Origin of the sequence: Geodermatophilus sabuli (genome assembly GCF_900215145.1) — a bacterium.
In the GTDB taxonomy this organism is placed as follows: Bacteria; Actinomycetota; Actinomycetes; order Mycobacteriales; family Geodermatophilaceae; genus Geodermatophilus; species Geodermatophilus sabuli.
This window is the reverse complement of the sequence record NZ_OBDO01000006.1, coordinates 119,511-141,640: the sequence shown is the minus strand read 5'-3', so window position 1 is coordinate 141,640 and position 22,130 is coordinate 119,511. Positions and strand designations below refer to the sequence as shown.

Sequence of the window (22,130 nt, the reverse complement as noted above, 5' to 3'; positions counted from 1 at the left end):
GGCTTCTCCGGTCGAAGATCGGCGTTTGCGCCAATTGTCGGCTCCCTCCCCTGCCTGTGAGATCGGTCACGAAGAACCGCCGAACAGACAGAGGTGAAGAACGTGAGGGTCCGGATGACCGCAGCAGGCACCGCCAACTGGAAGACCCCCGTCCAGATCGGCCTGGACCAGTGGCGGGTGAACTACGAGACCTGGATGGTCACCCGGTACACCTTCGAGAACGGCCGCGTCGTGCACGTGAAGACCCGCTACGCCGGCGTCGACGACATCGACCTGAGCGCGAACGCGTCGGTCAGCGGCGGGTTCGGCCACATCGAGGGCAACGACGAGGACGGCGACAAGCTCTTCGGCCGCGTCGACTGGGTGGTCCGCGAGGGCTACCAGGGCGGCGTCTACACGTTCCTCGGCGGCACCGGGAAGTGGAAGGACGCCAGCGGCGTCGTCGAGGCCGCGGTGTGGACCGACGAGGAGGAGCACGAGCAGGTGATGCCGCCGACCGGGCCGATGCGCAACTACGGCTTCGTCGACGGCGAGGGCGAGATGTCGGTCCCCAGCCTCGGCGCCTGAGCGCGACGGCGGTCCGGCACCATGCCTCCCCTGTCCCGACGCTCGGCGGGCACGACCCCGGCGTTCAACCCCCTCGCGCGGCGGCGGGCACCCGCCCTGCACCGGCTGCGCGTCGCCGACGTCCACCCGCTCACCGAGGACGCGGTGAGCATCAGCTTCGAGGTGCCGGACCGCCTGCGCGACGACTTCCGGTTCCGCCCGGGGCAGCACCTGGTGCTGGTCCACCCGGACGGCGAGACCCGGCGGACCTACTCCATCTGCAGTCCCGCGGGCGGCCGGCTCCAGGTCGGCGTCAAGCGGCAGGACGGCGGGCTGTTCTCCACCTGGGCGACCACCGAGCTGCGCCCCGGGGACGAGCTCGACGTCATGACGCCGATGGGCCGGTTCTGCCTGGAGCTGCTGCCCACCCACAGCAAGCACTACGCCGCGATCGCGGTCGGCAGCGGGATCACCCCGATCCTGTCGCACGTCGCGACCGTGCTGGAGGTGGAGCGGCACAGCACCGTCACGCTGGTCTACGCCAATCGGACCAGGGCCAGCACGATGTTCGCCGCCGAGATCGACGAGCTGGTCACCCGGTATCCCGGCCGGCTCACCGTCCACCACGTGCTCTCCCGGGAGCCCGCGTCCGGCGACCACCTGTCCGGTCGGCTGACCGGTGAGCTGCTGCGCACCACGGTCGTGGCCGACGGCGTGGACGCCTGGCTGCTCTGCGGGCCGGAGGAGCTGATCGGCGAGGTCACCACGCTGCTCGCCTCACTCGGGGTGCCGGCGCGCTCGATCCACCACGAGCTGTTCACCTCCGGTCAGGACGACGCCGAGGAGGAGCCGTCCGGAGACGTCGTCGACAGCGACGTCACGATCATCGCGCGCGGCGAGAAGACCACGGTGCGCGTGACCGCCGCGGACCGTTCGGTCCTGGATGCGGTGCTGCCGGTGCGCCCCGAGGTCCCCTACTCCTGCCGGGACGGCGTCTGCGCAACCTGCCGAGCGCTCACGGTCGAGGGCTCGGTGGTGATGCGGCGGACCACCGGGCTGGACGCCGACGAGCTGGGCGCCGGCTACGTCCTCACCTGCCAGGCCCGCCCCACCAGCAACCGGGTCGTCCTCGACCTGGACGCCTGAGCCACCCCTTCCCCACTCTCCCGAGGAGACCCGTACGTGACGAGCGACGAGCAGTCCATCCGCGCCACCATCACCGGTTGGGTGCAGGCGATGAAGGCGCTGGACTTCACCGCCGGCCGGCAGTACTGGGACAGCGACTTCGACGGCCTCGTGTACCAGCCCGAGGAGCACGTCCTCCCGATCACCGACTGGGACGCGCTGCTGCGCTACTGGGAAGGCGACACCGGGCACGTCGAGTCGATGCTGGAGTGGGACGAGATCGCCACCGACGTCGCCGTCCTCGGGGACGCCGCGTTCGGCTTCAGCCGGCTGCGCACCCGGATCAAGCTCCACGGCGCCGACCCGACCTTCGACGGTGAGGTCCGCTGCTCGTTCGTCCTCCGTCGCACCCCGGCGGGCTGGCGGCTGGTCCACCACCACGAGTCCCGCCTCGTCGGCGTCGACGAGGCGCTGGAGTCGCTGGCCGGCTGATCCCCACGGTCGCGGGCACGCAGCGCTGCGCTGCCCGAGCTCCACCGGGTGCAGGTGCCCCCTCGCGGGACGCCTGCACCCGGGCTCCGACGTGCCCCGGCACGTGTGCACCACGGCGTCCGCTCGAGCCCCGGCGGACGACCGCACGATCGGCAGCGCGGAGACGCGGCGCCCGTTCCGAGGAGTTCCCATGTCCGACACCGTTCTCACCCCGCAGGGAAGCACCGCGGCCCCCGCGACTGACGTCGCAGGCAAGGTCGAGGTGAGGGGCATCGACTTCGTCCCGCCCGAGGAACGCCACGGCGGTCCTCGGGACGTGGCCTGGATCTACTTCTCCGCGAACATGCTCTACCTGTTCTTCGTGCTCGGCGGGACGATGATCTTGCTCGGGTTGTCGATGTGGCAGTCGATCGGCGTCGTGCTGGTCGCCAACCTGGTCTACGTCCTCGTGGGCTGGCTGGCCACCAGCGGGTTCGCCTCCGGAACGCCGTCGGCCGTGGTGTCCCGGGCCTTCTTCGGCGTCCACGGCAACCGGGTGCTCATGTCGGGCGTCATGTGGGTGATCGCCGTCGTCTACGGCGCCATCAACCTGGCCCTCGGCGCGCTCGCCGGCTTCGCGCTGGCCGGAGAGCTCGGCATCCCGGTGAACGTGCCGGTGCAGGTCGTCATCCTGCTGGTGCTGGCCGTGGTGACCTTCACGGTCTGCATCTACGGGCACGCGACGATGGTGAAGCTCAGCCCGGTCTTCGGGTTGGTCATGAGCGCGGTCCTGCTCCTCCTCGGGGTCTTCGTCGTCCGGGAGGCCGACTTCGGTTACGTGCCGGCGGCACCGCTGGAGGGCTCACCGCTGCTGGCGTCGCTCCTCATCGGCTTCACGCTGATCGCCGCCCCGGCGATGTCCTACGTCAACGGCGCGGACTTCGCCCGGTACCTGCCGGTCTCCTCGTCCCGCGGCAAGGTGACCCTCTGGACGGCGGCCGGCGGGATGCTCCCCTCGGTGGTCATCTCGCTGCTCGGCGTGCTGGCCGGCACCCGGATCGACATGACCGACCCCCAGGTGAGCATCGCCGAGATCGTGCCCACCTGGTTCTACCCCCTGTTCCTGTTCGTCGTCGTCGGCGGCTCGGTGTCGAACAACGTGCTGCTCGCGTACTCGGCCGGGCTGTACCAGCAGGGCATGGGCGTCAAGCTGAGCCGGGTGCGCTCGGTGCTCCTCATCGGCGTGCTGATCACCGCCGTGGCCGCCTACGCCTCGTTCGCCACCGACTTCCTGGTGACGGTGAGCAACTTCCTGCAGTTCAGCATCACCGTGCTGGCCCCGCTGATGGCCGTGTACGCGACCGACATCGCGGTGCGCCGGAACCGCTACGACGGCCTGGCGCTGCACGACGAGACGCCCAACGGACCGTTCTGGTATCGCGGCGGGGTCAACTGGGCGGGTGCCATCGCGCTGCTGCTCGGCAGCGTCACCGCTCTGCTCTGCGTCAACACGACCCTCTGGACCGCCCCGATCGCGGTGGCGCTCGACGGTGCCGACCTGTCGGTCATCGTCGGCGCGGTCGTCGCCTCGATCGCCTACCTGGCGCTGCGCCCGCTCGCCCGGCCGGACGGCGACCCGCTCCGGGCGCCCGCCCCCGCGGCGCCCCAGCAGATGCGGGCAGAGTGAGGACAGCCGTCTGAGGCACGGGCGGCCGGCCGGGCATCGACACCGGCCGGCCGCTCGCGCGCACCCCGGCCCCGAGGCACGGCGCGACCAGCCGCCCGAACAGCCGTACGTCCGGCACGGCCGGCGTCGGATCCACAGGAGAACCATGGACGACACGCTCTTCCACCTGGTCTGCACCATGCTCGGCTACGAACCCGAGCGCGTGCTGAGCGTCCGCATCAACCCCCGCCAGGTCGTCGTGACGACCGCGGACCCAGCAGGAGAGCTGCGCAGCACCACGTACCGGCAGAGCGCAGGTCCGGTGCAGGCCGTACTGCAGCGCCGCTCCCCGGACCTCTCCGGGGAGACCCGGTGAGCCCGACGGATCTGCTGACCGGCCTGCTCGCCGACCTGGCCACGGAGGGGCGGGAGCTCGACGACCTGGTGGCCCCGCTGCCGACCGCGGCGTGGACGACGCCCACGCCCGCAGCCGGCTGGACGATCGCCCACCAGATCGCCCACCTCGTCTGGACCGACGAGGTGGCGCTGCGGGCGGCCACCGACCTGGAGGGGTTCCGCGCCGACGTGGTCGCCAGCGCGCCGGACGTCACCGCGGCGGTGGACGCCGCCGCCGCGGCGGGCGCGGCCACCTCCCCGCCGGAGCTGCTCGCCCGGTGGCGGACGTCGCGGGCCGCGCTCGCCTCGGCCCTGACCGCGCTGCCGCCGGGCACGGCCCTCCCCTGGTTCGGCCCGGACATGAGCGCGCCCTCCATGGCGACCGCCCGGCTGATGGAGACCTGGGCGCACGGTGTCGACGTCCGCGACGCCCTCGACCGGCCGATCCCCGCCACGTCCCGCCTGCGCGCGGTCGCACATCTGGGGGTGCGCACCCGCGGCTTCGCCTTCCGGCAGCACGTTCTGACACCCCCGGCCGCGGAGGTCCGGGTCGAGCTGACCGGTCCGGACGGCGAGGTCTGGACGTGGGGCCCACCCGAGGCGCCCCAGCAGGTCACCGGGCCGGCCCTCGACTTCTGCCTGCGGGTCACCCAGCGCCGGCACCGCGATGACCTCGCCCTGGAGGCCGTGGGCGCCGACGCCCAACGGTGGCTGGACCTGGCCCAGGCCTTCGCCGGCCCACCCGGAGCGGGCCGACCGCCGCGCGCCGCGGCCCCGCCTCGCTCGGCGCCGCCGCTCCCCGTGCGGGGCTGACCGGGTCGGTCCCGCCCAGCAGCGTGACGCCGCCGACCTGTTCGACCAGCCGCTCCGCTGGCGACCGTAGATGTCCTTGCAACCGCGTTGCTGTGGTCATGCAGGAGGCGGGTCGGCCCTCACGCCGGGAGGACACCTGCCGGTCCTCCCTCCGCTCAGCGGCGGTGCTCGCGGCCCGGCTCCCCCAGCCCGCCGACCAGCCGCGGCGGGTCGAACTCCGTGAACCGTGCGGTGGTCCCGAGCTGCAGGGTGTCGGCGGCCGCGTTCAGTCGCTCCGGTTCCGCGACCCCGTGCCAGCGACCGGTGTCGAGCCGCTGCTCGAGGGCCTGCAGCGCCGCGACCTGCTCGGCCGGCTGGAACTCGCAGTGTCCGGTCCCCTGGACGTAGGCCTGCCGCAGCTGCCGGTCCTCCCCGGCCCGGTGCACCAGCTCCTCGTACCAGTCCTCGTGCTCCACGGGCACCAGCTCGTCAGCGACGGTGTGGATCGCCAGCTCGGGCACCTCGAGGTCGCCGGTGACCATCGACGAGCGCGTCAGGTCGGCGATGGCCTCCGGGTCGGCTTCGACGTCCGCGTCGCGGGTCAGCGTCGCCAGGTCGGCCTCGAGGTCGAGTCCGGCATCCTGGTACAGACCCCACACCTGCTCGGCGTGCGGACTGCTCTCCAGCAGCTCGCGGTAGTCGACACCGACGTTGGAGGCGCTGTTGCCGCCCGCGGCCAGCTCGATCTGCTGGCGACCGGTCACGTAGCGCTCGAGGCCGCCGCCGTCGATCAGCGCCTGGTACTGCTGCACCTGCTGGGCGGCGTGGTCGTCCTGTGGTGCGGGGGCGTCGCCGGAGTACCAGGTCGCCAGGTCGAGGTAGGCGGAGGCGAGCGCGATCCGGGCCCGTCCCTCCGCCGTGCCCTGGGCTGCGGTGACCGCCGCGATCAGGGCGTCGGCCGCCTGCTGCGCCTGCTCGGCGCTCTCGTACCGGACCAGCGGAACGTCCACACCCAGCAGGTGGGACAGCGTGTACACGCCGTCGAGTTGGTAGTTGTTGAGGTTCAGCGCGCCGGCGACGATCCCGCAGGTGGTCAGGACGCCGTCGATCTCGCCCCGCGGGTCCTCCGCCTGCCGGGCACTGACGAGTCCGCCCATGGACCGGCCGAAGGCGATGGTCCGTTCCGGTTCGACGCCGAGCAGGTCCTCGAACGCCGCCAGGGCGCCGAACTGGTCGTCGACCGCGGTCTCCAGCGCCCACAGCGACGGCCCCGAGTACGACGAACCGACCAGGGCGTATCCACGGTCCAGCAGAGCCTGCCGGGTCTCCTCGTTCGGCGCGTCCTGTGCCCGCAGCGGGCCGAAGCCGTGGGCGAAGAGGACGACGGTGCCGTTCCACCGCTGCGGCACGTGTGCCACCCAGGTGGCGCCGTTGTCGAGCACGCCGTCGTACGCCCCGGCGCCCACCTCCGGCTGCGGTGTCGTGTCCGCACTGGCCACGGTCACCGACGCGCCCCCACCGACCAGCGTGACGGCTCCAGCCACCGCCGTCAGTCGTGTCGTCCACCTGCTCATCGACCGCCTCGTCCCCGCCGGGCAACCCGGCATCGACTCCATGTGACGCAGACCACCCTCGCAGCCGCCACGGATCCTGCGAGTCGATCTCCACGGTGGTGGCTGCGGAGGCGAGGCGTTCGACGTGTCCCGGCGAGCGAACGGTGGGGCTTCGATCCGGCTGCCCCACCGAGCCGGAGGACGACCACCCGGCACGCGACCCGGAGGGTGCATGTGAATCACGTGGGCCCCTACCGCGGCCAGGTCCGCATCCCACCGGCTACCCAGTACGTCACCGTGGCGACGATCGGCGCCTGGGACCATCCTCGACGTCGTCGAGGAGGCCGGGATCTCGGTGCTCTCGTCCTGTCAGGAAGGCACCTGCGGCACCTGCGAGACGCCGGTGCTCGAGGGCGACGTCGACCACCGCGACTCCCTGCTCACGCCGGCCGAGCAGGCCACCAACGACACCATGTTCATCTGCGTCTCCCGAGCCGCCTGTCCCCGACTGGTCCTCGAGCTCTGATCGTCTCCATGACCCAGTCGGGCCTCGCCCGAGCGAGGAGCTCGACGCCGGGATGGCGATGGACCGCTCGACCTCGACCGACAGGACGGCCCTGGCAACCGCCGACGGGCCGTCCTGCGTCGAAGCTCAGTCCAGGGGCATGCCCGCGTAGTCCTCCGCGTGGAGCCTCGACCCCGACGACGAGCTCACGACCAATGTCCAGTTCCGCGTTAGGGCGGTCGAAGTCGATGATGTCGGTGAACCGGTGCAGCATCCGGGTCAGCCACCAGGAAACGGCACGGTCGACCCGAGCCTGCAGTTCCTCCCAGGCACGGTGGGCTGGCCACTCCGCGACATCGGTGACCGCCCAACCGTAGCCCCCTGATTGATGCCTAAGAAATGATCACTCAACATGATCACCGCATCCCAGCACGCTGCCGCGCGCCGATCCGCGAGCCAGTGACCGAACTCAGGTCGGGTGTCGGACCACCGATCGTCCGGGCGACCGCTCATCGACCAGGCCGATGAGCGGGAACCCCTGAGCGTACTGCTTCACTTTTCGACCTCCGCCCGCCAACCCAACCGAGCCCATACCGTGCCACCGATGAGGATCGCGAGAAGTGGCAGGAGGAGCGCGAAGTTGACCCAATTGGGCCAGGGCACTCCAGTGAGCAGTTCGAAGCGAGTCACCATCAGCACTACGGCCGCCGTCAGGCACACTGTGGAGATCCCCGGCGCAATTGCCCGCGCCCAGGAGGTGGCCTCCAGGTCAGGGTTCCGCCTGAAGAAGCCGACGACCGAGGCCGACGCGAATGCCTGCATCGCAATGATGCCGACCACGCCGGCGCCGGCCAGGGGGATGAAGATCTGGAGATAAGGGTCTGCGCCCAGCGCTCCGAGAAGAATCACGAACAATGCGCTGAACGCCGACTGGGCGGCCACGGCCGTCCGCGGAGATCCGCTACCCGGGTGGACATGTCGGAGCGCCCGAGGCAGCACACCTTCCCGGCCGAGTGCGAAGAAGTAGCGAACCGCCTCGTTGTGGAACCCGAGAGTCGAGGCGAAGGTGCCCGTGCACAGCAACACCAGCATCATGTCGGCGGCCGGTGTGCCGACATAGCTCTCCATCGCGCTGAAGACCAGATTCACAGGATCATTCGTAGCGGCCTCGACGACCGATTGCTCCCCATAGGCTATGACGATCGTCCAACAGATGAATGCATAGAAGAGCCCTAGGAAGGCGACCGCAGCGTACGTTGCTCGAGGGATCGTCCGTCGTGGCTCTCGAGCCTCCTCGGAGTAGACGACCGTTGCCTCGCAGCCGAGGAAGGCGCCGAAGGCGAAGACGAGCATCGCCCCGGTACCGCCGGTGAGGTTGGCGGGGTTGAACGAGCCGACGCTGATACCGGACGCGCCGCCCTGCAGCAGAACGGGCACGGCGAGGATCAGGAGGATGATGACTTCGAGGGAGAGGAAGAAACCCAGCACCTGAGCGCTCAGAGTGATGGTGCGAGAGCCGAGCCAGCCGATGAGCAACCAGACGATGATGGCGAACACCCACCACGGAACGTCTACGTCCGCTATCGCGAGCAACGCCTGTTGCGCAAAGAACCCTGTGGCCGCCACCTGGCCGGCTGCGATGAGGTTGTACGCGGTCAGGACGGTCAGACCCGACCCCACGCCGAGGGGGCGACTGATGCCCTCACGCACGAACGCGTAAAATGCTCCTGCATTGTGAACGTGGCGACTCATGGCCACATAGCCCACCGCGAAGAGCGCGAAGACCATGCCGGCGATAAGGAAACCGAGAGGCGTCGCGATGCCGCCGAACGCAATGCCGATCGGAGCTACGCCCGCCATCAGGAGCAACGGGCCGGCTGCCGCGACGACGAAGAAGGCGACGTGACTTGTGCCCAACCTGTTCTTGGCCAGTCCCGTTTCAGCTTGCGCAGGTCTGGTGTCTCGAGATGCCGTCATCTGTGGTCTCCTTTGCGCTGATCTCGAGTCGTGGCCCAACATTGACGAAGGAACCGCCTGGCCTCATAAACCACCGCACTCCCGATGCCGCGGAGCGGGGCCCTCCCCATAGCTATCAGGAGTTAGAGGAACTCGACACGAATCGGTGACGGCGCCGCGCCGTTGACGTTGTCTTCCGGCGGTTCGAGGTCGTAAGCGCAGGAGGTTATTCCGACGATGCAAGGCATGGCCGCGCGGAGAACGATCGAATCACCGGGCCCGGTCGGCGAGGGCCGCAAGGCGATCGTCCCATCCGACTGAGGGTATGTGTCCTGGAACAGGTTGATCGGATCGGGCAGGTCGTCGGGGCTGATCGAACGGATCGATGACAACCCAGAGACGAGGTTGTCGAAGCAATTCCGGTGGCCAGGATGACCGAGGCTGGCGTACCACGTCGCGCTGCAGGCAGCGTAGAGAAAGTCGTGCACGCCGTTGCTGTCGTCGGAGACTATTTCGAACATCGGTCGCCCTCGGCTCGAATAGAAATGGTCGCCAGGCGATAGCCGGTACTTGGGGTTGTTGAAGAGTACCGTCTTCGCCGGGGAGGAGGTCTCCGAGATGTCGTCAGCCGCCAGTGCGACGAAGTCGGCGATCTGTTGGCCTTCCACATCCACGACCCGGAATTCTTCGCCGGCGCCGATACTGAAACCACGGCCTTCTGCGGACGGGATCGTCAGCGCACCCCGTGTCCTGTCTTGAATGGACATCTCTCCTCCTGATGAACGTGCCTGTGGTTCTATCCAGTGGTCTGACTTTCCTCAGAAAAACTTCACAGTGCGGACCGCTTACGGGTTGGTCATGGAGCGCGGCGATTCGGAACCTCGTTCCGCACGGGTAATCGAGTCCCTGTGCTTCACAGCCAGAGCGCTGATTGCCTCCAAGACGCAACGGTTCGCATTCTGCGCAGTCAGTTCGGCGTGATCATAGGGGGGTGATACCTCGACCACGTCCATGGCGATGACGTTCGTCTTCTCGGCGATCCGCCGTATGGCGCGCAGTAGATCGGCCGGTTGCATTCCACCCGGTTCCGGCGTGCCGGTTCCGGGCGCGAACCCCGGATCCAGAACATCGATATCGACCGAGAGGTAGATGACGTCCGGGCCATCCAGGGCCTCCTCGATCGCCGTATCGATGACGGCGTCCACGCCACGGTCGAGCAGTTCGCCCATGAGATGCCATCTCATTTGCTGCGCGTGCATCCACTCGAGGATCTCCGGAGGGGGCCAATAGCCACGGAGCCCGACCTGGACGAAGTTCCTCCCCGCGACGGCTCCGGACTCGATCAGACGTCTCATCGGCGTTCCGTGGGAGCGGAGATTTCCCCAGACCTCGTCCGCCGTGTCGGCGTGGGCGTCGAAGTGGATCACCCCGAGTTCACGAGGGGCCACGGCTTCGGCCACCGCTGAAGCCGAGGGATAGGTGATGGAGTGATCGCCCCCCAGAACGATGGGGACGATGCCACGCTGGGCAACCGCCAGTACGCGGTCATGAATCGCCTTGTGTGATTCCTCGACCAGTCCCGGCACGCATGCGGCATCGCCGAAGTCGATGACGTCGAGTACGTCGAAGGGCGCCACCTGCAGGTCCAGGTGCCAAAACGGATAGATGTAGTTGGCGAAACGGATGGATCTCGGTCCGAAGCGTGCTCCCGGACGATTCACCACGGAGTCATCCCAGGGAGCGCCTACTATGGCGACGTCAGGAGTGCGGTCATCCAACTCCTCCGGCATCGCCAGATATGGAACCTTCATAAAGCTGGGAAGACCGAGGTAGCTGGGCCCGTCCTGGAACGTCCGGGGATCTGGCGGCCGGTCTGGCATGGTCCTTCTCCTGCAGACGTCGATGCGGGGAGTTGGCTTTGCTCGGCGGCGACGTCGGGTTTCGCCGCGCGTCGATGCTTGCGGTGTCCGAGGCGTGATGCCCGAGAGCTCAGAGGCTGGGAGTACGAGCCGTCCAGTCGGTCGCCGCCTCGTAGGTGTGCCCGATGCGCAACACGGTCCGCTCGTCGTACGGGCGTCCGATGACCTGCAGACCGACAGGTAGGCCGTTCGAGTCGAAGCCGCACGGCAGAGACAGAGCCGGCAGGCCGGTGACGTTGCCCGGTGCCGAGTGCCCGACATAGGCGTTGATCACGCTCTTGCGGACCCCCTTGGGGAACTCGAACTCCTGCTGACCGACACGGGCTGCCGTCGCCGGCAACGTGGGGCAGACGATCGCATCGAGACCCTCGAAGGCCTCACGGAAGGCCTCCTTGATCAGCGTGCGGACTCGGAGGACCTTGAGATACTGGCTGGCCAGCATTACTTCGCCGACTTCCAGGAAGATGCGGACGTCGTCCTGGTAATGCTCACCGCGAGCACGCAGCATCGACTGGTGGTAGGCGGAGGCTTCGGGGACGATGAGCCCGAACTCGACGGCCATCATCTGTTGTGCGTAGGGGATCTCGACCTCCCGCACCGTGGCCCCATTCGCTGCCAGCACGGCCACGGCCTCGCGCACGAACGTCTCCACCTGTGGGTCGACGTCGTCGAAGAAGTAGTTGGTCGGGAGCCCGATGGTCAGGCCGGAGACCCCGGCGTCGATGCCGTCGGTGTAGTCGGGAATCGCAACCTCCGCGGTCGCCGGGTCCCGAGGGTCGAAGCCCGCGACAACGCCCAGCATCAAGGCAGCGTCCCGCACAGTGCGGGTCAGCGGGCCCACGTGGTCCAGAGCCCAGCACAGCGAAGTGACCCCGTGTCGGGAGACCCGGCCGTACGTCGGCTTGAGGCCCACGGTGCCGCAGACCGAGGCGGGGATCCGGATCGACCCGCCCGTGTCGCTGCCCATGGCCGCCAGACACTCCCCGGACGCGACAGCCGCGCCGGAGCCACCACTGGAGCCACCCGGGATACGCGCGAGGTCCCATGGATTGCGGGTGGTGGGCGTGATGACGCCGTAGGCGAATTCGTGCGTGTGCGTCTTTCCGACCATGATCGCGCCTGCGTCCCGCAACCGTTGCACACAGGCCGAGTCCTCGGTGGCCATGTGGTCCACGCGGACCTTCGAGCTCGCAGACGTCGGGAACCCCGCCACGTCGAAGAGATCCTTGATGCCGATCGGGATGCCGTGCAGCGGCCCCCGGTAGCTGCCGTCGGCGATCTCCTTCTCGGCGATCGCCGCCGCCTCCATCGCCTGCTCGGTGGCGACGACGACGAACGCGCTCAGCCGGCCGTCCACCTCGTCGATGCGCTCGAGCACAGAACGCGTGAGTTCGACGGGTGACAGTTCCCGGGACGCGACGAGGCGCGAAGCCTCGGTGATGCTCAGCTGGTACGGCTTCATCTGCTCACTCCCAGCGTGGGTCGTAGGCGGAGGCCGGAGGAGTCTCACCGACGTCCACGGCATCGAGGCTGTCGATGAGCCCGACGATCAGGTCGAGAGCCGGGGCCATGGCGGCCTTGCGTTCAGGGGAGAGGTCCAGGCGGGCAAAGGACACCAACGCGGTGAGTCCCGCCTCGTCGAAGTTGTCGCGCGGCATGGCCGTCCCGTTCAGACTTGTGGTGACCCGTCTCGGAGGCGCGAGCCGGATGGCGGATCGGAGGTCGTCGACGCGTGGTGGTGGCCGGCCACTTGAGCACCGTCCATGTCGCGCACCCCTTCGTCGCCCTGTGGTGCGCGTCACCGTAGCGATGTCGAGTGGATGCGTCGATACCTGTCGGCACGTCGGTTGTTGCCGGTCGCTTCGTGATCTGGGCCAACGCAGGACGGGACCCCGACCGCGCGACTTGACTGGTCACCAGCCAAGAGACAGCCAGGTCGTGACGACACCTGCGCCGAGCTCGGCAACGCACTGAGGGGTGGGTGTGCGCAGGATGGCGGGTGCAGGGCGCGAAGGCGGTCGGCCCCGACGGGACGGGCCGGCGGCGATCAACCGGCCACTCGGGCGAGAAGTTGCGCTACACCGCCCACCGGTCAGCCAACCTTCTTGTGTGGCTGCCCTTCGGACTCGATCGCCTCGGACGCCGACATGTCGAGCTGAACGCCTGCTCCGAGGAGCCCCTGCAGGAACCGGAACGCGTCACGGATCGACCCATCCGTATCCACGGAGTAGTAGCGCCGACGGCCGTCACGACGTTCGTTCACCACGCCCGATGTGCGCAGGATCCGCAGATGACTGGAAACCGTGCTGCGGCCGACGACGTCGACCCGCTCCGCGATCTCGGTGACAGTGAGCTCGCCGTCCTCTCCCAGCGCAGAGAGGATCTGCCGCCGAACCCGGTCGGACAGGGCGTCGAAGGCGAGGATTTCGTTCGCGCTCACAGCATGTCAGTGTACATCCGTCGACATCTGTCGACGTGACGAAGTATTGGCGACTCGCGTACGACGCGCAGTCGTCGCAGTCGGGAGCCGTCGCCGACGGAATGGCGAGTTGGTCGGGATCGCCATGTCGGGCCCCCGCCCCTGGACGCGCGTCCAGGCGTTGTACCGCAAGCACGGCGCCGTTGCCGAGGAGACGGCCCCGGTCAAGGACGGGGTGCTGGAGATCCGCATACGCCGCAAGGGTGCAACTCGGTCGGTAATCGAGCGCGCCGACCGGACCGCCCGCCCATGAACCGGCCGGCAGCGGCTACTCGACATCGTCGAAGATTCGGAACCGTCCCATCCGCGCCTCAGCGAGGTAGAGCCGTGGCGACAGCAGGTCTCGCCCACCCACAGCCGCGCCGACCCGCCTCGCAGCGGCCTCGACGAAGGCTCGGCCTTGCTGACGCGGGTGGTCGTCGGGACACACGTGGACGGCTCGCGCGTATAGATGAATTGCCTCGTAGACGGTTTGCGTCAATGTCGAGACCGATGGAGCCCATCTGCCATGCGCCGACCGGTAGCGTTTGAGGAACTCCCCATTCCCCGGCACCGCTGTATCCTGGAAGTACGCCTGCGCCGTCCAGATACCTTCTGCCGAAGGCCCGATGTTCTCCAGGGTCGATTCGTCCATGAGCAACGACAGGGATCCTGTCTCGGACCGGAGTCCGGACGCGGCGAACTGGCGTTGGAACTCCATTTCGTCGCGTCCGACGAGTGACGACATGACCAGATCGGCGCCCGAACGCCGTATCGCTTCGATGACTTCACTGAAATCACTGGTCCCGAGCGGCGTGAACACCTCGCCCGCCACCTGCCCCACGGCATCCGCGATCGCCTTTCGCGTCACTCGATGCGCGGCAAAGGACCAGCTGTAGTCCTGCCCGACCAGGAACCAGCCACACCCTCCCGTCTCGTTCATGATCCGCCCGACCATCGCATCGGCTTGAGCTGCCGGCTGCTCGCCGATCCGCACGACACATGGCGAGTCGCTGTTCTCGCGTTCGTTCGTGGTCGCATGGACGAGTAGTGCTGCCCCATCGGGGAGCGATCGCGTGATGGCAGTGAAGCTGGCTGACGTCACGCAGGCGAAGATGACCCGGCATCCGAGGCGGACAAGGCGTTTGGCCTCTCGCTCGGCGGTCCACGGGTTCGAGCCGTCGTCCGCAACGAGCAGTTCGACCTCACGACCGGCTAGTCCACCTTCGACGTTGATCTCGTCCACGGCGAGCTCGGCGAGGTATTCGGCAGCAGGCACGCAGAGGGCGGCAGGCCCCGTCTTGGAGGCGATCAAGCCGATACGAACGACGCCAGGCCGCAGCGGTGGCGCCGGGATGACGCCGCCCCTGTGCTGAACCAGCCACTCGACGCCCGCCGGGGATACCTCGACGCTGACCCGGATCCGGGTACCACTCGGCCCTGATGGATCGAACTGCAGCCTGATCCGACCCCGCCACGGCTGGGAATGGTCGACGACGATCATCGACGGCGGCCGGATCGCGGTGATCCGCCCGAGGAGCTCGACACTCTCCCCATCGACGTCATGGCCGCCGTTGGGCAGGGTCAGCCGCACCGGGGCGCCCACTTCGACGGAATCACATCGCGCGTCGAGTAGCCAGCTACCCGACCCCCGCCCACCGAAGAGACCGAATGCCACTTTCGGGGGCAGGTCCACCACCGAGTCCGCCGAGAGCATCGTGCCAGCCACGTCTCCACCAACCCCACGAACGACAGCTGCTGCCAGCCCAGGCAATTGAACCGTCCTGGATCTGACGGAGGCCGGACTTGGGCCACCTCGAGGACCGGGGTGGCGGTGGTGTCACGGTAGTGGTGATCTTCGAACTCGACCGGTGGTCGGTTGCCGATCCCCGAATGCACTCGCTCGTTGTTGGAACCAGTGGACGCAGAAGGCGGTCTCCCGCTCGACCTCGTTGCGTCCGTCCAGGAGCGCTGCCGGTCGATCAGTTCAGTCTGGTACAGGCCGATGGTTGAACCGCCCCGGGTTCAGAACCGAGCCCTGCCAGCGCCACGCTCGCTAGAAGTCGCAAGACCAGGTGCCACACACCTCCTGCAGTACGGCCGTCACAGCGCTGTGCACTGACGCTCAGGTGTCCCCCACGACCCTTTGACGTCGGGTCAACGGGGCTCGAAGCGACGAGCAGGACGCCGGCCGGAACGGGCACAGTCGCGAACGGATGAGGCGAGCGGACGCCCTGCCAAGCGCCCGGCGACGCCTTCGCCGGGTCGCGAACGGGCGCTCACCGCGCGGTTGTGACTCAGCGTGGCCGCGGCGCCTTGTCTCGGCGGCGTGGGTGGGGAGAGCCCCTCCCCGGCCCGCGTCCACAGCCCGAACCGCAGGTAAGGGTGGCCTAATGGTGGTCAAACCGCCGCCGGAACGGGTCAGGGGCCGTTCCGGATCTCTCCGGACACGGCCCCTGACCTGCGGTTTCCCGCTGTCGGGCTGACAGGATTTGAACCTGCGACCCCTTGACCCCCAGTCACATTCGGGAGGTTCGTTGCCGTCCGCCGATGTGCCGGTTGCGCAGGTGTAGGGCCTGCGTCGTACGCGGCCGTCCGCCCCAATCCGCCTTGGTTCGAGGCGCGTTGCTGTACCGGTTGCTGTAGTCCTTCCCCGCGTTCGGGCGCGTCACTTCGACGCTAAGTCCGGCACTGAAAGTGTTTCGAATGGGCGGACACCCCAGCTTCAGGAGGTTCCCGCGCCTCCCACACGTGGTCGATCGCGTGCTCGGTCCTGTACCTCCGCAAGCCCTCGTCGACCCGGTCGGCCAGCCCCAGCAGGGCGAGCTCGCGCAGCGCGGTGAGGTTGCCGATCCGGAAGTAGTCCCCGATCGCCGCGTCACCTTCTCGGCTGGGCAGCGTTGCCGTGGGCCCTCCGGCGGCGCAGCGCCTCCGGGGACATGCCGACCAGCTCGACCTGATCGGCCCGGCGCACCACGGCGTCGGGCACCGTCTCCTGAGGCGGACACCGGTGATCTGCTCGACCACGTCGGTGAGGCTCTCCAGGTGCTGCACATCCAGCGTGGTCAGCACGCTGATCCCGGCAGCCAGCAGCTGCTCGACGTCCTCCCAGCGCTTGGCGTGCCGGGAGCCAGGGGCGTTGGTGTGGGCGAGTTCGTCGATCACGACGACCTCGGGGCGTCGGGCGAGGACTCCGTCGACGTCGAGTTCGGTCAGCATGACGCCGCGGTGGGTGACCTCGGCGCGGTGCAGGACCTCGAGCCCTTCGAGCTGCTCGGTGGTGTGCTCGCGGCCGTGGGTCTCGATCAGCCCGACGACCACGTCGGTCCCCCGGGACAGGCGGCGGTGCGCCTCGCCGAGCACGGCGGAGGTCTTACCGACGCCCGGCGCGGCGCCCAGGTAGATGCGCAGGATCCCTCGGGACACGCCGCCATGATCACCCCGGATGGCGCCCACCGGGGAGGGGCCAGTGCCGACAGGACGCCAAGGCCCGGGGCGGGCCGCGATAAACCCTGAGGGCCGGGCCCCTCCTCGGCAGGGCCCTGGAGGGAGCACCCGGTGTGGACCGAGCGACCGTCGGCGTCCTTTGCCGCCTCGTCGTCCCCGCCCGTTGCCGCCCCGAACGCGAATGCGCTCAGTGGCTCACCGACGGAAGTACAGGCGGATGGCCGTCCCCGTGGGGCTGGAGGCGACGGCGGCGTCGTCGGCGAGACTCCACGCGAGCCACATCCCGCGACTCCCCTCGAGATCATCGGCAGGAGGGACGTAGCCGCAGGTCTCATCGGGCAGCCCTGGCCCGGTGTCGGAGACCTCGACGACGAGGGTCTCGTGGTCGGTCCAGAACGCGACCTCGACGAACGCGGCGACCCGCAGAGCGTTGGTGAGCAGTTCGTGCGTCGCCAGGACGACATCCTCGGCCCGCGCCCGCCATCCGTCGACCACCGCCGCGGCCAACGCCCGGCGTGCCTCCCGCGGTGCGGTAACGGTCCACACGACCGAATGCCCGGGTCTGGCGTCCCATTCCGGCTGCACCGATCTGAGGAACCCCTGCGGGTCCTCGTACGCGGCCGCCGCCACCGGTGCGTGCCCACTCCAGGTGAGCGGATGCGTGCGGACGACCGCGTCGAGCACCGACGCTGGGAGCCGCCGCCGGTCGTGCAGGCACAGGCTGTAGTACGGCATGGCGGCGTAGCACTGGTTCGCGACGGCCTCGAAGCGACTCCACTCCCGACCGTCTTCGCGTGCCAGCCACACCGGCTCCGCGACCAGCCGCCAGGTCGGCGCAGCGGATCGCAGGGTCCGTAGGTCGCGGTCGTAGGCCTGCAGTGTCCCGTGTCCGCCACGCCACCAGGTCTCCGCCGCGGCGAAGGTCGCCAGCCGGCGAACGTCCTGCCCCAGCTCCTCGGCCAGGAGCCTGCGGACCCGCTCGCCGGCGACGACGAGGACCGGCTCCCCACGGGACAGCCCTTCCATCGCGAAGGGCACGATCCGGTCGAGGACCTCCTGGTCGGTGGCGAAGAGGAACGCCTCGTGGGCGAAGTCCGTGCCGTCCCACTCGCCGGTCGGACGCATCGAAGTCATGTGCAGATCGCCTGCCCATCGGCTAGGTCGAACAGCTCCAGGCATCGGCCGACGAGCCGGCGAGCTCGGACCATCCGCAGGTGGACGCCCACCTCACCCAGCAGGCGGACAGCCGTGGCCAGCATGCGCGCGCCGGCCACGTCCAGGAAGTCGAGGTCGGCCAGATCCAGCACCACCTCGCCGGGCGCATCCCGTGTCACGTCGACGAGGGCGCGCAGCACAGCGTCCGCGAGGCTCTGGTCCACCTCCCCGCGCAGGGACAGCCACGGTCCTCGCTCGCAGAGGCATCCCAGCGGCTCCCGTCCCCCGTGGTGCTGATCGGGATGCAGGACGGCAAGCGGCCGCAGGACGTCGTCATCCAGCGACGAGTCGTACAAGCACAACGCCGTCAGAGCGACAGTTGCCGTCATCCCGTCGGCCAGTCGCTCGTAGACGTGCAGCTGCCGACGGTCAACGGAACCCCGTTGGGCCAACGTGGTGACATCCGCGGCCACCCGCAAACCGGTGCGCCCACGCCCGAGGGCGGCCGCCACCTCACCGCGATACGACTCCACCTGCTCCACCGGCTCCAGCCCGCGCGCCGGGTCGACGATCTCGGCCATGAGCCGCACCTCGAGCTGCCCACTGGCCAGCATCTCGTCGCGCCCGGGCAGCGAAGCGAGTGCCCCCAGCAGAGCCACTCGCGACGCCCCGATCAGGAGCAGTTGCTCGCTCAGCCGCCGTCCCTCGTCGAGATAGGGCAGGACCGCGGCCGAGAAATCCGAGGGATCGTCGAACGTCCAGAAGACGTGGTCTCCGGGCCTCAGGCCTGTCGGCGATGCCAGCTGCCGCAGGGCTGTCACCCCGACGACGCTACCCCGCATCGCGCACAGGACGCGGATGGTCATGGTCGTCGCACTCTCCCGGCCGGACCGGTCGCCGAGCGCTGCGGCCCCTCGGTTGTCAGCGACGGGCTCGTCGTGTCGGCCGACAACCCCGTGGCACGACGTGACAAGCGTCGTTCCGCGTGCCGCCGCGACCGCCCGAGTCATCGCCGAGAAGCGGCGCGGGACCGGCGACATCCTGGTCTTCGGAAGCCGGACAATGTGGAACGGGCCGCTTCTTCAGGGTCTGGCCGACGAGATCCATCTCATGGTGAGGCCTCGGGCGCTCGCTGGTGGCACACCGACCGTCGACCGGCCCACCGACCTGCACCTGCTTGACGTTCGCCGCCCCGAGGGATCCGACAACGTCCTGCTTCGCTACGCCGTCCGTCGGTGAGTCTGCTCGATCGTGGTGAGCGTCGCGTAGCTGGCATCGCCGGTCGGCAAGCGTCCCCGTAAGCCGCACCCTCGGTTAGCTGGCTGGGCGTCACCTGAAGCGGCCCACCTAGGCCGTGTTGATCAAGTATGATTTGATCCCGATCAGGGTGGCGGCGAGGCTGAGGGCGGCGCAGTAACTGCGGAAGAGTGTGTCGGAGCGCATCGCGATTCCGCGCCACACCTAGGCCTCCTCGGCGCCCCACCGTCCGAGCGCGACGATCGCCTCGCGCAAGGCAAGCCCGCGATCGGTCAGCGCGTAGGCCCGGGTGTTGTGCCGGAGCGGCAGACGGGTCAGTACGCCGGCCGCTTCGAGCTCGCGCAGGCGGGTCGCGAGCATGTTCGTCGGCACGCCGAGGTTGCGCTGCAGATCGCCGTAGCGCTGCGGCCCGTCGAGCAGCCGCTCCACGACGAGCAGTGCCCACCGTGCTCCGACGATGTCGAGGGCCGCGGCGAGGTCGCTCACGCGGTCGGATCGGCGTCCGGCTTCATCCAGAACGGCGAGTAGTGGTAGCCGTCGGGGTCGTCAAACTGGCGCTGGTACATGAAGGGGTAGTCGTCGGTGTCACCGATCCGCCCGCCGGCGGCGCCGGCGCGCTCGGCGAGCTCGTCGACCGCCTCGCGGCTGCCAAGGTCGAACGAGACCGTGACCTTCGAGGGCGTGTGGGGTCCGCCGACCAGCTCCCCGACGCCACCGACGCTCGCGTACATCTCGCGGCTGCCGAGCATGACGTACTGCTCGGGCGCGATCGCGAAGCACGACACGTTGTGATCGGACATCTCGGCGTTGAGCGTCCAGCCGAGGGCGGTGTAGAAGGCGGTCGCGCGCTCGACGCTCTCGACCGGGCAGGTGATGAAGAGGCTCATGCGGTCACACTTGCAAAATGCAAGTGTGACGTCAAGTCCCGGCCGCGCACTCAAGTTGGGCCGTGTTCATCGAGAGAGCTTTCGTTTCCTGAAGCCGCCTGATCCGAAAATCCTCCGGTGACCCCGGTCAGGCCGCGGGGTTGAGGGTGACGGAGTAGCCGAGGGCCTGCAGTTCGCGGACGTGTTGGCGGACCTTGCGTTCGGGGTTGGTGCGGGCGGCGTAGTAGTCCGGGCCGAGGTCGACGAACTGGGCCTCGGTGTCGGAGAGCAGCGCCCAGATGATGACCAGGATCGATCGGCCGACCGCGACGATCGCCCGCTTCTTGCCGCGGCGTCGGGCGATCCGTCGGTAGCGCTCGCCGAGGAAGGTGTCGGTGCGGGCGGCGCTGACCGCGGCCTCGCCGACCACCCGCGCCAGGTAGCGGTTGCCCTTGCCGGTGCCGGCGTTGCCCTTCGGGCGGCCGGCGGACTCACTCACTCCGGGCGCGAAGCGGGCCCAGGAGGTCAGGTGCGCCGGTGTCGGGAACCGGCCTATGTCGGTGCCGATTTCGGCCAGGATCATCTGGGCCGCCACCGGCCCGATCCCGGGAATGGCATCCAGGCGCGCGACCGACGGTGCCAGCTCGCCGATCCGGGCGTCGATACGGGCCTGCACGGTGGCGATGTCGGCGGTGATCGCATCCACTCGCTGCAGCATCTGGGTCAGCAGGAAGGCGTGGTGCTCGGTGAACCGGCCGGTCAGTGCCTCGGTCAGCCGGGCGGTCTTGGACCGCAGGCTGCCGCGGGCCAGCTCGGCGAGCACCGCCGGATCGCGCTCGCCGGTGATGAGCGCGGCCATCATCGCCCGCCCGGATGCGCCGAACGGATCGCTCACCACGGCCGTCAGCTTGATCAGCGCGTCCTCGAGCAGCTTCTCCACCCGCTGCTTCTCCGCGGTGCGCACGGCGAGTAGATCGACCCGGTAGCGGGTCAGATCGCGCAGCTGCCGGATCGCCGGCGGCGGCACGAAGCTGGGGCGCAGCATCTGCCGTTCGGCGACCTTGCACAGCCAGACCGCGTCCAGCCGGTCGGTCTTCGGTCGGCCGGGCAGGTGCTTGACGTCGTGGGCGTTGACCAGCCAGGTCTCGAAGCGGTCCTCCAGTAGGTAGAACGGCGCCCGCCAGTAGTCGCTGGTCGCCTCCATCACCACCCGGGTCACGCCCAGGCCGGCCAGCCAGTCGCCCAGCCCGAGCAGCGCGGCGGTCATCGTGGAGGTGGTGCGGACCTCCTGCATCCGCTGCCCGGCCGGCCCGGGTACCCGGGCGCAGCAGACCACCTCGGCCTTGCCGATATCCAGCGCCGCGACCCGCTCGATGACCTCGGGCTCGTCGGTCTCGACCTGCATCGCCCTCGCCTCCTCGGTGCGCGTGTGGAGGCGGTCATCCGTGGGAGCTGCAGGGATCGGCGAATCTGATCCTCGTGCTCGCAGCACACGAAACGGCCCACAGCACAGCTCCCGGCGCCCGACTTCAGAACGGCCTCGAACGACCAGGCGACTACGACGTCAACGGGTGGCCGCGCACGATTTTCAGCCCGGAACGGCGCTCCCCGGCAGGGGCCAATGGGACTTCAGGGACACTCTTCAGCCATCGCCCGCGACCTGCCCGGCCTCGTCGGGTTCCTGATGGCCACCGGGCTGCGCATCGGCGAGGCCTGCGGCCTGGCCTGGAACGCCGTCGACCTCGAAGTCGGCACCATCGAGGTGCGGGTGTCCGCGGTCCGCGTCCGCGGACAGGGCCTGGTCGTGAAGTCGACCAAGACCGACGCCGGCACCCGCACCCTGGTCCTGCCGCGCTGGTGCACCGCGATGCTGCGCGACCGCGCCGAACACCTCACCGCGACCGACGACGACCCCGGCCGCCGGCCGGTGTTCCCCGCCCCCTTGGGCGGCTGGCGCGACCCCTCCAACACCCAAGCCGACCTACGCGACGCCTTTGCCAGCGCCGGCTTCGACTAGG

General features: G+C 69.1%; 21 protein-coding genes and 2 pseudogenes. 9 read left to right on the top strand and 14 right to left on the bottom strand.

Annotated features, from left to right (window positions below; all coding sequences use genetic code 11):
* Positions 1 to 102 precede the first annotated feature (102 nt).
* From CRP39_RS14910 to CRP39_RS14885, 6 genes are all read left to right on the top strand, one after another.
* On the top strand, positions 103 to 567 hold the full coding sequence (locus tag CRP39_RS14910; RefSeq protein ID WP_143426652.1) for a hypothetical protein: 465 nt from the start codon (positions 103 to 105) through the stop codon (positions 565 to 567).
* Positions 568 to 588: 21 nt separating this feature from the next.
* Positions 589 to 1,692 carry a 2Fe-2S iron-sulfur cluster-binding protein gene (locus CRP39_RS14905; protein ID WP_097207167.1) on the top strand — a complete coding sequence of 368 codons (1,104 nt, stop codon included), beginning with the start codon at positions 589 to 591 and terminating at the stop codon, positions 1,690 to 1,692.
* Between the two features lie 36 nt (positions 1,693 to 1,728).
* Complete coding sequence (locus CRP39_RS14900) at positions 1,729 to 2,163, top strand: nuclear transport factor 2 family protein (protein WP_097207166.1); 435 nt, start codon at positions 1,729 to 1,731, stop codon at positions 2,161 to 2,163.
* 190 nt (positions 2,164 to 2,353) lie between these two features.
* On the top strand, positions 2,354 to 3,829 hold the full coding sequence (locus CRP39_RS14895) for a purine-cytosine permease family protein (RefSeq protein WP_097207165.1): 1,476 nt from the start codon (positions 2,354 to 2,356) through the stop codon (positions 3,827 to 3,829).
* A gap of 145 nt (positions 3,830 to 3,974) precedes the next feature.
* Entirely contained in the window at positions 3,975 to 4,184 is a 210-nt protein-coding gene (locus CRP39_RS14890; RefSeq protein ID WP_097207164.1) for a hypothetical protein, read from the top strand.
* Positions 4,181 to 5,017 (top strand): TIGR03084 family metal-binding protein, encoded by an 837-nt coding sequence (locus tag CRP39_RS14885; RefSeq protein ID WP_097207163.1) that lies wholly within the window; start codon positions 4,181 to 4,183, stop codon positions 5,015 to 5,017. The genes CRP39_RS14890 and CRP39_RS14885 overlap by 4 nt, the downstream gene beginning before the upstream one ends.
* Positions 5,018 to 5,172: 155 nt before the next feature.
* Here the strand turns inward: CRP39_RS14885 and CRP39_RS14880 are convergent, their stop codons facing one another.
* On the bottom strand, positions 5,173 to 6,540 hold the full coding sequence (locus CRP39_RS14880) for an alpha/beta hydrolase family protein (RefSeq protein ID WP_183358941.1): 1,368 nt from the start codon (positions 6,538 to 6,540) through the stop codon (positions 5,173 to 5,175).
* Between the two features lie 328 nt (positions 6,541 to 6,868).
* On the opposite strand from CRP39_RS14880, the pseudogene CRP39_RS27660 reads away from it, so the two are divergent.
* A pseudogene (locus tag CRP39_RS27660) lies at positions 6,869 to 7,075 on the top strand (2Fe-2S iron-sulfur cluster-binding protein); the annotation flags it as partial.
* 531 nt (positions 7,076 to 7,606) lie between these two features.
* Here the strand turns inward: CRP39_RS27660 and CRP39_RS14870 are convergent.
* The 10 genes and pseudogenes from CRP39_RS14870 to CRP39_RS14820 form a co-directional block, all read right to left on the bottom strand.
* Positions 7,607 to 9,031 (bottom strand): APC family permease, encoded by a 1,425-nt coding sequence (locus CRP39_RS14870; protein WP_172442452.1) that lies wholly within the window; start codon positions 9,029 to 9,031, stop codon positions 7,607 to 7,609.
* A 122-nt stretch (positions 9,032 to 9,153) separates the two neighbouring features.
* A complete protein-coding gene (locus CRP39_RS14865) occupies positions 9,154 to 9,777 on the bottom strand; it encodes a DUF1989 domain-containing protein (protein ID WP_097207159.1) in 624 nt (207 codons plus the stop codon).
* A gap of 78 nt (positions 9,778 to 9,855) precedes the next feature.
* Positions 9,856 to 10,890 (bottom strand): agmatinase, encoded by a 1,035-nt coding sequence (speB, locus tag CRP39_RS14860; protein WP_097207158.1) that lies wholly within the window; start codon positions 10,888 to 10,890, stop codon positions 9,856 to 9,858.
* 109 nt (positions 10,891 to 10,999) lie between these two features.
* Complete coding sequence (locus tag CRP39_RS14855; RefSeq protein WP_097207157.1) at positions 11,000 to 12,391, bottom strand: amidase; 1,392 nt, start codon at positions 12,389 to 12,391, stop codon at positions 11,000 to 11,002.
* Positions 12,392 to 12,395: 4 nt separating this feature from the next.
* The gene (locus tag CRP39_RS14850; protein WP_097207156.1) at positions 12,396 to 12,587 is read right to left on the bottom strand and encodes an Asp-tRNA(Asn)/Glu-tRNA(Gln) amidotransferase subunit GatC; all 192 of its coding nucleotides are present in this window, start codon (positions 12,585 to 12,587) and stop codon (positions 12,396 to 12,398) included.
* Positions 12,588 to 13,021: 434 nt separating this feature from the next.
* A complete protein-coding gene (locus CRP39_RS14845) occupies positions 13,022 to 13,369 on the bottom strand; it encodes an ArsR/SmtB family transcription factor (RefSeq protein ID WP_097207155.1) in 348 nt (115 codons plus the stop codon).
* Positions 13,370 to 13,676: 307 nt separating this feature from the next.
* Positions 13,677 to 15,116 (bottom strand): ABC transporter substrate-binding protein, encoded by a 1,440-nt coding sequence (locus tag CRP39_RS14835; RefSeq protein ID WP_097207153.1) that lies wholly within the window; start codon positions 15,114 to 15,116, stop codon positions 13,677 to 13,679.
* A 1,149-nt stretch (positions 15,117 to 16,265) separates the two neighbouring features.
* Positions 16,266 to 16,750, bottom strand: a pseudogene (locus tag CRP39_RS14830) (histidine kinase).
* A 279-nt stretch (positions 16,751 to 17,029) separates the two neighbouring features.
* Positions 17,030 to 17,968 (bottom strand): anti-sigma factor RsbA family regulatory protein, encoded by a 939-nt coding sequence (locus tag CRP39_RS14825; protein WP_097207152.1) that lies wholly within the window; start codon positions 17,966 to 17,968, stop codon positions 17,030 to 17,032.
* Complete coding sequence (locus tag CRP39_RS14820) at positions 17,965 to 18,855, bottom strand: MEDS domain-containing protein (RefSeq protein WP_245853885.1); 891 nt, start codon at positions 18,853 to 18,855, stop codon at positions 17,965 to 17,967. The genes CRP39_RS14825 and CRP39_RS14820 overlap by 4 nt, the downstream gene beginning before the upstream one ends.
* On the opposite strand from CRP39_RS14820, the gene CRP39_RS14815 reads away from it, so the two are divergent.
* A complete protein-coding gene (locus CRP39_RS14815) occupies positions 18,848 to 19,228 on the top strand; it encodes a dihydrofolate reductase family protein (RefSeq protein ID WP_097207151.1) in 381 nt (126 codons plus the stop codon). The genes CRP39_RS14820 and CRP39_RS14815 overlap by 8 nt on opposite strands.
* Before the next feature lie 222 nt (positions 19,229 to 19,450).
* Here CRP39_RS14815 and CRP39_RS14810 read toward each other — a convergent pair whose 3' ends face one another.
* The 3 genes from CRP39_RS14810 to CRP39_RS14800 form a co-directional block, all read right to left on the bottom strand.
* Entirely contained in the window at positions 19,451 to 19,732 is a 282-nt protein-coding gene (locus CRP39_RS14810) for a winged helix-turn-helix transcriptional regulator (RefSeq protein ID WP_097207150.1), read from the bottom strand.
* A complete protein-coding gene (locus CRP39_RS14805) occupies positions 19,729 to 20,133 on the bottom strand; it encodes a VOC family protein (RefSeq protein WP_097207149.1) in 405 nt (134 codons plus the stop codon). The genes CRP39_RS14810 and CRP39_RS14805 overlap by 4 nt, the downstream gene beginning before the upstream one ends.
* A 127-nt stretch (positions 20,134 to 20,260) precedes the next feature.
* Entirely contained in the window at positions 20,261 to 21,517 is a 1,257-nt protein-coding gene (locus tag CRP39_RS14800) for an IS110 family RNA-guided transposase (protein WP_097207148.1), read from the bottom strand.
* 216 nt (positions 21,518 to 21,733) lie between these two features.
* Here CRP39_RS14800 and CRP39_RS27650 point away from each other — a divergent pair, with 216 nt between their 5' ends.
* A complete protein-coding gene (locus CRP39_RS27650; protein ID WP_216359747.1) occupies positions 21,734 to 22,129 on the top strand; it encodes a tyrosine-type recombinase/integrase in 396 nt (131 codons plus the stop codon).
* Position 22,130: the final 1 nt, after the last annotated feature.

Bases quoted from the DNA above. Each gene is read 5' to 3' on its own strand.
- CRP39_RS14905 (WP_097207167.1), top strand. From the start codon at position 589: ATGCCTCCCCTGTCCCGACGCTCGGCGGGCACGACCCCGGCGTTCAAC.
- CRP39_RS14895 (WP_097207165.1), top strand. From the start codon at position 2,354: ATGTCCGACACCGTTCTCACCCCGCAGGGAAGCACCGCGGCCCCCGCG.
- CRP39_RS14890 (WP_097207164.1), top strand. From the start codon at position 3,975: ATGGACGACACGCTCTTCCACCTGGTCTGCACCATGCTCGGCTACGAA.
- CRP39_RS14870 (WP_172442452.1), bottom strand. From the start codon at position 9,031: ATGACGGCATCTCGAGACACCAGACCTGCGCAAGCTGAAACGGGACTG.
- CRP39_RS14865 (WP_097207159.1), bottom strand. From the start codon at position 9,777: ATGTCCATTCAAGACAGGACACGGGGTGCGCTGACGATCCCGTCCGCA.
- speB (WP_097207158.1), bottom strand. From the start codon at position 10,890: ATGCCAGACCGGCCGCCAGATCCCCGGACGTTCCAGGACGGGCCCAGC.
- CRP39_RS14855 (WP_097207157.1), bottom strand. From the start codon at position 12,391: ATGAAGCCGTACCAGCTGAGCATCACCGAGGCTTCGCGCCTCGTCGCG.
- CRP39_RS14850 (WP_097207156.1), bottom strand. From the start codon at position 12,587: ATGCCGCGCGACAACTTCGACGAGGCGGGACTCACCGCGTTGGTGTCC.
- CRP39_RS14825 (WP_097207152.1), bottom strand. From the start codon at position 17,968: ATGACTTCGATGCGTCCGACCGGCGAGTGGGACGGCACGGACTTCGCC.
- CRP39_RS14815 (WP_097207151.1), top strand. From the start codon at position 18,848: ATGGTCATGGTCGTCGCACTCTCCCGGCCGGACCGGTCGCCGAGCGCT.
- CRP39_RS14820 (WP_245853885.1), bottom strand. From the start codon at position 18,855: ATGACCATCCGCGTCCTGTGCGCGATGCGGGGTAGCGTCGTCGGGGTG.
- CRP39_RS14805 (WP_097207149.1), bottom strand. From the start codon at position 20,133: ATGAGCCTCTTCATCACCTGCCCGGTCGAGAGCGTCGAGCGCGCGACC.
- CRP39_RS14800 (WP_097207148.1), bottom strand. From the start codon at position 21,517: ATGCAGGTCGAGACCGACGAGCCCGAGGTCATCGAGCGGGTCGCGGCG.
- CRP39_RS27650 (WP_216359747.1), top strand. From the start codon at position 21,734: ATGGGACTTCAGGGACACTCTTCAGCCATCGCCCGCGACCTGCCCGGC.